Genomic DNA, 12140 nt, shown 5'->3' with positions numbered 1-12140 from the left:
CTTATCCTATAGCAGTTGAAGAATTGAGAAAAGAAAAAAAGATGCCATTAGGCATCCAACTAAGGCAAGTGAAATATCTCAATAACATAGTGGAACAAGATCATCGGTTTATTAAAAAGCGAGTTCGTTCGATGTTAGGATTGAAATCCTTTCGCACAGCTACATACATTATTTCTGGAATAGAAGCTATGCATATGGTAAAAAAAGGGCAACTTATTTTACTGGACAAGTCTGTCCAAAATCAAGTGAATTTCATCCATCAACTATTTGGAATTGCTGCTTAAGACTAGATTCCACTAGGAAACTTTTTGCCTCTTTATATCTTTCCTAAGTATTTGCACCAGAACCGAAAGAGTATTACTTTAAGGCAATGGAAAAAGAAGTAGATAAGATGGATATGTTGATTGTCGATATGCTTGAGTTAGCAAAATTTGAGTCTGGTACGTATAAAATGCAGATGGATGTTTTTTATATTGACAAAACAATTCAGCATATATGTCAACAATTATCTTTGGAGATAACAAAAAAGCAATTAAAAGTTCACACACATCTTTCTGCAATTGAAGTCATTGCAAATTACCATCGTATAGAACAAGTACTCACAAATTTTATAACGAATGCTATTCGTTATACGCCAGAAAAAGAGGATATTATTATTTCTACAATAGATGAACCAAATCGCATAAAATTTTGCATCGAAAATAAAGGTGCTCATATTGAAGAAGATCAATTAGATAAAATTTGGGATCGTTTTTACCGAGTTGATACAGCTCGTCAACGCTCACAAGGTGGAACAGGTCTTGGACTTGCCATTTCAAAAAACATTTTAGAACTTCATGGAGCAGAGTATGGGGTACAAAATACAGTTGATGGCGTGTTGTTTTATTTCTATTTACAGAAAAAAGTGTAGAACCTTCTATCTACACTTTTTTTATTTATCTTATCTTAATAACATCTTTTCCTTAACGTAAAGAGAATAGGTTGATTTGTGTCTGAAATGTGTCTGAACGTACAATTTTCTTTTTTGATATGGTGACCCCATGCCCATCAACTTAAGAATCTTATAACGCCCCCAAAACAAAAAAATTGTATATTTTCATCTAGAAAGGTCAATTTTCTCGTTTTAGGGTATTTGTTTTTCTTAATTTGATGGGTATAGGTCGGGTCCCTTTGTAATAAAAAAGTAGTAAAGCTCTATTACATATATTATTATATTTATATATTATTAATTAATTTATGAGGGGCTTCTATATGATGAATAAGAAAAAAATAGGTTTATTTACTTTAGTAATCTTTCTTCTTTGGATTTTATTTCCTCTTTCACCATATTTAACAGATTTAAATCATACAGAACAAAAATTATATAATAAACTACAAAAAACTCAAGATATTTATACATTAAAAGATCAGAACCCTAAAACAGTAGTAAGATTATATTTACATTCAATACAAGAAAAAAATTATGAAACAACTTACCTTTTCTATAAAAATGATGAAGTAAAGATTGAGGAGAAGAAGCAATTTTTAAAAGCAAGGCTTGAACTCCATGAAAAAATGCTCTCATTTTTTAAGTTTGCCAGATCATCCGTAGTAATAAACGAAGCTCACAAAGATTCTGCAGTTATTAATATGCCCCGATGGAGAGGTAAAGATATTCAATTCCATATGTATAAAAAAGATGGAACATGGTTTATATACGACGCTCCTTTTCAATAATTGAATAATATATCTTATTGATTTATTGAACAGAATGCTGGAATCCCGGGGTTTTTTTACATTTCTTTTTATCTATATGGACTCAGCATAACATGTCCCCTCAACTTAAGAGATTTTAATACACTTCAATACAAAAAAACGCTATCCTTTCTAAACAAGCTAAATTAGAAAGGATGACGTTTTTTTATGAATCTCTCAATAAAAGTGTTGTAAGAGTGTTGTAGTTTATTTGAGTGAAAGTTCATTTTGTTTCCATTCTTAAGTTGATGGGCATGTATGGTGACCCCTAATTAGCTAAGGAGGATCTATACTTTCTCTAAAAAACTGCTTCTATTTTATAGGGAAGCGGTTTTTTAAATGAATACAACTATGAATTAACTTTAACTGTTCTGTTTATATATTTTTTCACTTTTGTTTTCTACGCCATGTATAATGCTTTCTCCTTCAACATCAATGTTAGGCAAAATTTTATCCAGCCATTTTGGCAAGTACCAGGCTGACTTACCCATGAGAATCATGACTGCAGGTACGATTGTCATTCTCACGATGAATGCGTCAAAGAAAACACCGAATGTAAGAGCCATGCCTATGGATTTAATGATGGTATCAGGCGCCAACATGAATCCAATAAATACAGACATCATAATTAATCCCGCTGCGACTACGACTCTCCCGCTCTCCCGCATTCCTTCTACAATAGCTCTCTTCGGATCACCTGTATGCGTATATACTTCCCGCATCTTGCTCACTAGGAACACCTCATAGTCCATGGCGAGTCCGAACAAGATTCCAATCAGAATGACAGGCAAGAAGGCTAAGATCGGACCGGCAGCCGGGAACCTAAATATATTTTGGAAATGTCCATCCTGCACGAAAAATACCACGGCTCCCAACGTAGCGCCAAGAGAAAGTAGAAACCCTAATACTGCTTTTAATGGAATGAGCAGAGATCTAAACACTAGAACTAAGAGTACATACGCAAGTCCCACAATAAGGGCAGCGAAAACTGGCAAGGCGTCACTCAGCTTTTGCACAATATCAATATTCATCGCTGCTGTGCCCGTTACCATTAGTTCAATTTCATTTTTTTTCTCGGTTTGGTTCGATTTGTCCCTGATTGCTTTTACCAAATCCTTCGTCTTTGTATCGTCAGGTCCAGTTTTTGGTGTGATAGAAATCATATAAATCTTTCCAGAAGGCCCCGGGATAGCTGGTGTCACACTTTTCACGTCAGGTAGGTTACCCAATTCTTTTGCGATGGTGTTCATAGCATTTTGCGTTTCAGCTGTTGCTTCTTCTGATTTTGCTACTACCATTAAAGAAGCATGAAATCCTTCCTCATACGCTTGCGTCAATAAATCATATGCTCTTCTTTCTGTCGTTTCTGTGGACTTTGTTGTTCCATCAGAAGGCAGGCCAAGGTTCATATGGAAAAACGGAATCGAAATCACTGCAAGTAGTCCGATTGCGAAAATCGTTACAATCAGAGGACGTCTTATGACAAATTCCCCCCATTTATTTGAGCCAGCATGGTTCTTACCTGCCCCAGTCATCTTTTGCAAGAATCGATTTTGTTTAGATGGGGCAATCTTATGGCCGACAAGCCCCAATATGGCTGGTAATATGACGAGGGACACCAACACTGCTGCGAGCACAGTAAAGGCAGCAGATACGCCCATCGCTATCAGGAATGGAATCTTTGTAACAGACAATCCCAAAAGACCAATAATAACAGTTAATCCTGCAAAAATTACGGCACTTCCCGCTGTACCAGTTGCGATGGCAACAGATTCTGGAACAGAATCTCCTTGTGCAAGCTGCTGTCTAAAACGATTGATAATGAAGAGTGCATAGTCTATGCCTACTGCGAGTCCCAGCATGGCAGCTAATGATAAGGAAACTGATTGGATTTCCACATAATTGGTTCCAATCATGATTGCTAGCATTCCAATTGCTAATCCGATTATCGCAGTGAGAATCGGCAGTCCAGCTACTAGAAAAGACACAAAGGTAAATGCCAGGACTACGAAGGCAACAAGAACTCCAACAATTTCAGTCATACCTGAAGTCTCTGAGTCAGAAAACGTAACATCGCCTCCTGATAACTCCGTTTGAATGCCGGCATTCCTTGTTGTTTCAATACTATCTAAAATCTTATCCTTAGAAGCTTCTGTAACCTTTTCTGCTTTTACTTTGTACGTAACAACTGCATATCCAATTGTCTTATCTTCACTGAGGTTCTGCAGTTGCATCGGTGCTGCCACAGAATCAACAGCTGAGTCTTTTTTTATCTCTTCAAGAACTCCTGCAATTTTCTGTTGTACTTCCGCTGACTCCAAGGTTTCGTTTTTTTGTGCTTTAAATACCACTTTTACTTGGGCACCTGCTGGTTGCATCGCTTTAAACTCTTTTTCAATTACTTTTCCTGCTTTATCTGCCGGTGTATTCGGAATACTCAGCTCGTCCTTGAAAGAGGAACCCATGTTGATTGCAAAAAGCACTAATGCAATAAGAACTGCGAGTGAACTGAATACAACCTTTTTTCTATGATTTACTGCCCAATAGCCTAACTTATACAGATATTTTGCCAATTGAATCTCACCCTATTCTTGTCGAAAATTTTACTTTTTCTTGCGTTGTAATCAATAAACGCACAAACGCTTATTTTCCTATTATTCATATAATGAGATTTTGAAATGTTGATTATAAATTGTATCTGAATATCCCTCCCTATTTATAACTTGTAAAATGGCGGTAAACTTCCAATAGGAAACAACGGAAATGGCACACATTGACAGCAATAATGTCCTTTTATACAATGACGTTATCACTACACTAACAATTGTGCTTACATGTGTAAGTATAGCAGTGAATTTTCATCTTTCAAGCACTATGTGCTGATTTGCACTTAAAACGAACAGAATGAAGGGATGTGTTAGCTTTGAGAAAGTCAAGAGAAGACAGTATACACTCTCAGAGATACATTATGGATGCATTGAGCGCACTGTTGCATGAACATAAACTACAAGATATAACGGTAACGGCTATTTGCAAAAAGGCTGGAGTTGCCAGAGTCACATTCTACAAATACTACCGAAACGTTTACGACGTGGTGCAAGCGTCTGTGGATGAAATTGTTCAACAATTCTTAAAAGAGGTTGATAGTTTGGATCCATATGAAAGTATGCAGCTAATTATTGAATATATCATAGAGGGGTTTGTGTCTGCACAGAAGCCGTCAGGAAAGTTAATTGATTTAAATATATCTAGTATGATGCTTGAGTATTTGAATTATACAATGGAAAAGGTCTTTCAAGCGGACATTACGCGCAATCATAACATGAGCAGAATGCAAATCCTGTTTTTAGCAGGCGGTATCTTCAATATTGTTACTGATTGGATTAAAAGAGGGTCAAGGGAGTCTCCTCAGGCACTTGCTGCAAAAATATACGAGATTCTTCCTTATGAGACAACAGATACAAGGAATTTGGCAAATTCATGATGTAACTGTTCTCCCTTTGATTACATCTAAAAAAATGGGCATCACATAAATAGCTACGAGTAGTTCATCTAACCATAAACGACCGTTTTTGGTTAAAAGAGCAAAACTTTTTTTCATATAATCTCGCCACACATCCAACGACTTAAAATCTCATAATACCCTCTGTACGAAAAATGTGTACATTTTGCTCGCTTTTTATTGTTTTGGGGTAACTCGTTCTTTTTAGGTTGATGGGTATGTGGCGGGACCCCATTAAGAAAAAGCTGGTATGTACCGCAAATGCGTACCGGGGTACCGCCAGCTTTTTGGAAAAAACTCACGCTAAGCAAAACATACAATGAGCCGTCATATGGACGGCTCATTTACATAATGATCGAAAGCGGAAGTCAATGTATCTTGTTTATTTAACATTAGCACCCGTTTGTTTCACAAACAAAGACCATTTAATTTAAAAACTTATAAAAAATGGTTCCAATCACTACTACACAACTAGCTCTTTAATGGTGTTAAGTATTCCTTCTGAATAAGAACCTATGGTTAAACGTCCATGTCCATTTTTTGCCTCACTTGTAGCATTCTCAAGTAAATAACCGAATTTTACAGCCTGTAACATTTTTAAGTCATTACCACTATCACCGAAGGCAATTGCATTTTGTCGGTCTATCTTAAATTTTGCTAATATATATCTCACAATCTCGTCTTTTCCAGTCCCTAAAGGGATAAAATCAATATCATATGCATTCTCTGGGTCTCCAGCCAAAGGATTACATTGATTGATGTTTATACTAATTTTAAAATCACTAGCAACTTGTCTAATATGGTTAAGGTTTAATTGATCGTCCTCTTTATTCTTGCAGAAATAGTAGTAATTGCTTTTGTATTTTGATGCACCCATCTGTGATTGGCTATCTAAAGCAATATTTTTAGAAGCTAACAAATCAACTATCTCTTTTATTTTATCGGGATGGTAATTGTCATTATCAAACCTGCTAAGCCATTCTTCATCAATTTCGCCTTGTTTTAACTTGTTGAAATAATGAATTTCTGTTCCCAAATCACTTGCAATAAAATGAGGAAGATACTGAAATCCACCCCTCTTCATTTTTTCAAGAACAGCCTCAATATCACTACCCGTTACCAAGCCAAAAAGTAAACCAGAAACTCTACTTTTTTCTACGATAGTCTGTTCTAATGCTTGTATTTGACTTTTTCGTTCGGCGGTTAATTGGTGAGGAAAGTACGTTTCATCAAAATCACTAAATACAATGTATTTAGGATTTGGTATTTCTGGTAAAGTTCTAAAAAGATTGTAGTCCATAGAGTAACCTCCATAAATTCTTCTCTCATTCACCTTCATATTACCACAAATATCCAATTACTTGTATAACTAAACTGCCAGTTAATTGAACAAGAAACAATGTATACCATATACATGCTCGGTTAACATAATGTCTTATTATTGGAGGTTGATTAATATCGGCCTATTCGTTTTGTAATTTAAATCGAGAATAAAGAGAATGGCTACTGATTTTTATTTTTTTCTAATTCTTCAATTCTTTTTTCTAATTTTTTTATTTTAGATTGAGTATTAGAACCAAAAGTCATTCCAATTATTCCAAAGGTAAATCCAGATATTCCAAAAACAAATCCGAATAGACCAAAAATCTCCATGTATATAGCACTCCTTTTGTATTAATTTCTTGATTTGTAAATCTTGTTCGATCTATTTACGCTAAGGGACGTCAGAATGGTTGCAAGTACAACCAAGACTACCTAATTCATCCCCTCTACTCTTTTTCCTAATTATACCATTCAAGAGACCGATTTGTGAGTGTATATTCTATACATGCTCGGTTAACATAACGCCACATTATTAGCAGCAAGGACAAGGTGGAATATTTGTTATCTCGGGTGCAATTGATTTATATTATTTTACAAAAGAGGAACCAGAAAAAACGACATCTATGTAGATGTCGTTTTTTCTGTGAATTTTAAATATGAAAATTATCAAGTATATTGTCTTTAAATGTGTGACATGGATTCTTTAATAAATTTATAAAGCTTTTCGTCTATGTCTATACCATGTTGAAGTGCATTATTAGGATTTTCTGCATGAAAACGTTCAGCGGCTTTTATAATCTCAGGGTCACCGTCAGTAAACTTGTTAGTTAATTCCTTCCAACGCTTGGCCAATTTTATTACTTCTGGATGATTGGATGGGGTTTTCTTTTTTAATTCAGTACGAATTTTAGCAATTAGCTCAAACCATTGATCTTCGATTTCTTTTTTTTCTTCTGAACTAAATTTCTCGTTTTGTATTTTTATCTTTTCTAATTGTTCATGTGTAAAGTATTTTTCACTCATATTGATCACCTCTATTAATTTAATAAAATTTTCGGGTTGAACCTCTTGTTGATTTGAAAGAAGTTCGTACATGCCTTCTAATCGACTGTACAATTTTTGTTGTATCTATATTTGTTTTTTAGTTGTTTCTAGTTGAATTTTAATTATTTCAATTGGGTTAAAATCAGGGTTTTCAATCGTTTCTTTAATTTCTTCTAGGGTAAATCCTAATTGCTTGAGCGAAAGGATTTGTTGTAATTTAGCAATATCTGTTTCGGTATAAATTCTATGTCTAGAATCTGTAACTTCAGATGGAGAAAATAAGCCTCTTTGGTCATAATGGTGAAGTGTACGTACCGTTAAGCCTGTTTGCTTTGCTAATTCTCCAACTTTCCATCTTTTTTTTATGATCATCCCCTCATTTCGTACGATTAATTATTACCGGTAATTTTACTATACAACCTAACGTAGCGTTAGGTTCAAGCCCATTTTATAGCAAAGAAAACTCATATTCAGGATTTTCTTTGCTATAAAATGGGCCTTTAAGTAAAACAAAAGAAAAAATATGAATATCATATTCATATAGAGTTAACATAACGCATCATTATCGGTAGGCAATCTATCTTGAAACTTACCAAATTCACTTAAGGGATTTTTTCCAGTTTGAATAATAATAAATTACCTGAATTAATAAAGTCATTATTGCAATACCTGCAACGATTACAAAATACATTAATTCAACATCTAACAAATACATCCCTATTACCGAAATAAATACAAAAGGGATTGAAGCTAATACATTGTAAAAACGTTTTTTATAAAAAAGTGTATCTTTTGCGTTTATATAATTATTGAACATAAATATTCCCCCATTCTTCTTTATTAAGCTTATTTTTACGTTTCAAAAGGTATACATTATGGGGTACCGCCCCATCCCCATCATCCCCAAAGTACCCAAACAAAACACCTCTAAAGGATGGAGATATCTGTGTTTTGTTGGTAGTGTTATCCTTTATTTTAATGAAGTGATTAGATGAAATAATAAGCCAACTAATATCACTGTAAACCATAATATTTTATAAAGTTTAAGTTCCTTTGAATTGAATTTTAATTTTGAAAACTTCGTAATAAGTAAACCAAGTAACCCGCATACCCACATAAATTGAGCACTTAGTACTTCTCCAATATATTTGGTTTTATCTTTAACAGAAAGCCAGTCATCTCCATATATAGTTTGTTTTTTTGTTGTACCAATCCAAGTATATTCCTTAATAACATATCCTAAATTATCATCTTTAAAATAATTTTTATAACCCAAAATAGGTATAGGATAACTCATTATAAACTGTATAAAAATTAGAATACTTAACATTACAATAGGTAATAACACAAAAATCAGTGCTCTATAACGATATGTATTATTGTTTTTATTAATAACATGTTTGGACATTATAAAATCCCTCCATAAAAAATATGAAATTTATCCCTCCTAATAGTTTTGTAAGAACCTTGCTGATACAAGATTCTAACTTTACAATTTTATCATAATCAGTAATTATTTTATTTATTTTCATAATTTTAGAAAATAGATTTATTTCTCTTAGTCTCAAAAGGTACACTCTATTAGGATAAACGGGCGTTGATGATATGGAAATTTACGAATCTTTATATAATAACTTTTGGCTTTCTTAAGAAAAAATTAAGAAGTCTGATCAGTATTTATTAAGAAATGCTATTTATAATTCAAAATACCCCTTAAAGAAAGAAAATATAAGTGAATAAGTGAATAAGTAAATATTATATATAAACGATATAATTTTTATTATTTTGCGACTTCACATATTTTCCTCAAACATGTGAAGTCGCAAAACACTAATAAGACGGAGGAATTTTGATTGATGAAAAAGTTTTTATTTTTTTGTAGTATTTTATTAATAATAGGAGCAGGATATTGTTTCTATCAAGCGTTGCCAAATGTACTGCTTGTATCTGGGGATCAACAACAAGTAGAAAAAGTAACAGAAGAATATAAGTCTAAATTAAGTTCATCTACGCAGTATAAAGAAAAACAGTTGTGTGGTTCTGAATTTAAAGATAAAGATGAAACATCCTGTAAAAATACTGGATCAGTACGAGTTTTGAATAAAACTACAGCTGAGAAACTACTAAAAGAACAGATGTTGCAAAAAACAATACGTCCACGTGTTACAAAACCTATCCAATCTTTGCCATCCATCACAAAAGAAAAAGGTGTGGTATATGGAAAAGATATTTCTAGTGAAGAGATACAGATTGGAACTCAAATTATTCCTGTGACAAAAGGAGGAGATGATTTAGGAATCGGCGTTGGACAGGGACAAAAAATACAATCTAAATTAATAATTGTTGATGATTCTATTTATAAAGAGCTGTTATTAAAAGAAAATACTTTTAGTATATTGCGTTTTGATATTAAAAACACTTTAATGGGTAATATTCCAGATATAGGAGTTGTAGAAAAATCATATCCTGAAGTAGAAACAATAAGAGTAAAAGCTAATAAAAAGATTAACTATTCAATACTGTGATCGAGCCATCCAAAACTGTATCGTACATAATTCTTTTTATTTATTAGGGCGAATCTACTTTGAAAAGGGGCTTCTTCTTCATTTTCTTCATAAGGAAGAAGAAGCGGAAAAATATTTTATGAGAGCCCAGAAAATATTTGAGTGGAAAGAATAATTTTGTTTAATTATTTATATTGAACAAAGAATAAGAATTCCTATATTTACTTAAGTAAATTACTATCGATAAAAATAGCCTGAATCTCATTTGTTTTGAGTATCAGGCTACTTAGATTTACGGATTGTATTTAATATAAATTTGTTGATTCTAGATTACTACATCAAATGGAAGTTGAGGTGGTTTTCGATTAGAATCAATACGATATTTTCCAAATCTATTTACATGTACCGTAATATAAGGGCTCAAATAAGTTATTAATTCTTTATTATATTCATGCCCCTCTGGGGTACGGAAACGATTCAGGGAATGAGGTGCCACTCTAGCATTTACTTACAGAACGATTTGAGGAATGCTCTGACATATCTAAATCTTCCCCATTTAAATTTACAAAAGAAGAGTCCATTTTGGATTCTTCTTTTTATATGTTCGTAAAGATATACCTTTACAGACATAATTGTTATAATTATCAATGAGGTGTAGCATATGAAACATAAAAAATTTGGATATGTGCGAGTTTCGAGTAAAGATCAAAACGAAGAACGGAAAATTCAGAATATGAAGAATTTAGGGATAGAAGAACGGGATATTTTCATAGATAAAGAATCTGGAAAAAATATGGAGCGAGAGAATTATCAAATGCTAAAACGTCTTGTTCGTACAGGAGATACCATTGTGTTTGATTCCTTGACAAGACTTGGAAGAAATATGAATGATACATTAGAAGAATTTAGATATTACGAAAAACATAAAGTAAATTTACAATTTATAAAGGAACCATACATTAACGTCAATTACACTGGAGAAAGTACAAATGATGTTATTCAGAGCGCAATTCAAAAAGCAACACTGACAATATTATCTGCCTTTGCAGAAAAAGAGCGCATTGATATTAAACAACGTCAAGCTGAAGGAATTGCTCTTGCCAGAAAACAAGGTAGACGTTTAGGACGTCCGCCTGTCGAAATAACAGAAGAATTTACGGATGCTTACAAGGAATGGAAATCTGGTTCAATTACAGCAGTAGGAGCCATGAAAAAGTATGGCATCAAACGTTCTTCTTTTTATAAGCTTGCTAAACAGTATGAGGAAAGAATGAAAGAATAGAGAGACAAAATTTTAATTTGTTAAGATAGTAATTGAGGTAGCACCAACATTCGTTAAAATGTGGGTGGGCCCCCTTTTAGCAAAACCGGAGTGGAAATGATGAGTATAAATAGTTTTGTGGGATTGATAAAGGACGAATTATTAAAAGAGGTAAGCATAAGAAGTGAGGATGAATTCGAGCCTGTAGTAGTTAAAGATATTCCTAGACTTTGGAAGTGTTTAGGGACAGGTAATTATGCCGCAGTATTTATGCACAAAGAATACAAAGATTGGGTAGTGAAAGTTTACGCGCGAGAAGGAGAAGGAATTAAAAAAGAGTCAGAAGTATACCGAAGAATCGGAAATCATCCTTCTTATTCGAAGCTTATATATAAAGGAGAAAATTTCATAGTATTGAAACGTTTAAAAGAAATTACCTTATACGATGCTATTCATAAGGGGATTAAAATTCCTAAGCAGGTAATCCTTGATATCAATGAAGCTTTAGAGTATGCAAGGGAACAAGGATTAACTCCTTGTGATGTTCACGGGAAAAATGTAATGATGGAAAACGGAAGGGGATATGTAGTCGATGTATCTGATTTCTTAAAAACAAAAGAAGATAGTAAGTGGAGAGACCTAGAAAAGGCATATTTTACATTTTACTTGCCTTTCATTTATAAATTGCCTTTCCCTGTTAAAATACCGTATTTCATGTTAAACATTGTTAGACGTTCATATAGAAAATATAAGAAGCTTAAAAAGAAATTCA

At 33.4% G+C, this 12140-nt stretch carries 13 protein-coding genes and 1 pseudogene; 7 read left to right on the top strand and 7 right to left on the bottom strand.

The window, feature by feature from the left end; translation table 11 throughout:
• The 3 genes and pseudogenes from C564_RS0129685 to C564_RS0129675 form a co-directional block, all read left to right on the top strand.
• The coding region (locus C564_RS0129685) for a DDE-type integrase/transposase/recombinase (RefSeq protein WP_018767958.1) at window positions 1–284 on the top strand (284 nt) is incomplete at its 5' end.
• 53 nt (window positions 285–337) lie between these two features.
• A pseudogene (locus tag C564_RS0129680) lies at window positions 338–910 on the top strand (sensor histidine kinase); the annotation flags it as partial.
• 344 nt (window positions 911–1254) lie between these two features.
• Entirely contained in the window at window positions 1255–1716 is a 462-nt protein-coding gene (locus C564_RS0129675) for a hypothetical protein (RefSeq protein ID WP_026008757.1), read from the top strand.
• 380 nt (window positions 1717–2096) lie between these two features.
• Here the strand turns inward: C564_RS0129675 and C564_RS34155 are convergent, their stop codons facing one another.
• On the bottom strand, window positions 2097–4307 hold the full coding sequence (locus tag C564_RS34155; RefSeq protein ID WP_018767955.1) for an MMPL family transporter: 2211 nt from the start codon (window positions 4305–4307) through the stop codon (window positions 2097–2099).
• A 395-nt stretch (window positions 4308–4702) separates the two neighbouring features.
• Here C564_RS34155 and C564_RS0129665 point away from each other — a divergent pair, with 395 nt between their 5' ends.
• The gene (locus tag C564_RS0129665) at window positions 4703–5218 is read left to right on the top strand and encodes a TetR/AcrR family transcriptional regulator (protein ID WP_018767954.1); all 516 of its coding nucleotides are present in this window, start codon (window positions 4703–4705) and stop codon (window positions 5216–5218) included.
• 481 nt (window positions 5219–5699) lie between these two features.
• On the opposite strand, the gene C564_RS0129655 is transcribed toward C564_RS0129665, so the two are convergent.
• The 6 genes from C564_RS0129655 to C564_RS0129625 form a co-directional block, all read right to left on the bottom strand.
• Window positions 5700–6536: an HAD-IIB family hydrolase gene (locus C564_RS0129655; RefSeq protein WP_018767952.1), complete on the bottom strand. Its 837-nt coding sequence runs from the start codon at window positions 6534–6536 to the stop codon at window positions 5700–5702.
• Between the two features lie 203 nt (window positions 6537–6739).
• Window positions 6740–6889, bottom strand: coding sequence for a hypothetical protein (locus C564_RS37120; RefSeq protein WP_018767951.1), 150 nt, complete (start codon window positions 6887–6889; stop codon window positions 6740–6742).
• A 351-nt stretch (window positions 6890–7240) separates the two neighbouring features.
• A complete protein-coding gene (locus tag C564_RS37910; RefSeq protein WP_018767950.1) occupies window positions 7241–7654 on the bottom strand; it encodes a TipAS antibiotic-recognition domain-containing protein in 414 nt (137 codons plus the stop codon).
• 33 nt (window positions 7655–7687) lie between these two features.
• On the bottom strand, window positions 7688–7975 hold the full coding sequence (locus C564_RS37905) for a MerR family transcriptional regulator (protein WP_018767949.1): 288 nt from the start codon (window positions 7973–7975) through the stop codon (window positions 7688–7690).
• A 226-nt stretch (window positions 7976–8201) separates the two neighbouring features.
• Window positions 8202–8420 (bottom strand): hypothetical protein, encoded by a 219-nt coding sequence (locus C564_RS0129635; RefSeq protein ID WP_018767948.1) that lies wholly within the window; start codon window positions 8418–8420, stop codon window positions 8202–8204.
• A 153-nt stretch (window positions 8421–8573) separates the two neighbouring features.
• The gene (locus C564_RS0129625) at window positions 8574–9011 is read right to left on the bottom strand and encodes a hypothetical protein (protein ID WP_018767946.1); all 438 of its coding nucleotides are present in this window, start codon (window positions 9009–9011) and stop codon (window positions 8574–8576) included.
• A gap of 448 nt (window positions 9012–9459) precedes the next feature.
• Here C564_RS0129625 and C564_RS37115 point away from each other — a divergent pair, with 448 nt between their 5' ends.
• The 3 genes from C564_RS37115 to C564_RS0129610 form a co-directional block, all read left to right on the top strand.
• Window positions 9460–10128: a lipoprotein BA_5634 family protein gene (locus C564_RS37115; RefSeq protein ID WP_018767945.1), complete on the top strand. Its 669-nt coding sequence runs from the start codon at window positions 9460–9462 to the stop codon at window positions 10126–10128.
• Between the two features lie 640 nt (window positions 10129–10768).
• A complete protein-coding gene (locus C564_RS0129615; protein ID WP_018767944.1) occupies window positions 10769–11389 on the top strand; it encodes a recombinase family protein in 621 nt (206 codons plus the stop codon).
• 99 nt (window positions 11390–11488) lie between these two features.
• Window positions 11489–12140, top strand: a 652-nt coding sequence (locus C564_RS0129610) for a serine/threonine protein kinase (protein ID WP_018767943.1), incomplete at its 3' end; no start/stop codon positions are given.

This window comes from Bacillus sp. 105MF (assembly GCF_000374885.1).
GTDB lineage: Bacteria > Bacillota > Bacilli > Bacillales > Bacillaceae_G > Bacillus_A > Bacillus_A pseudomycoides.
This window is presented reverse-complemented; position numbering and strand designations above follow the sequence as displayed.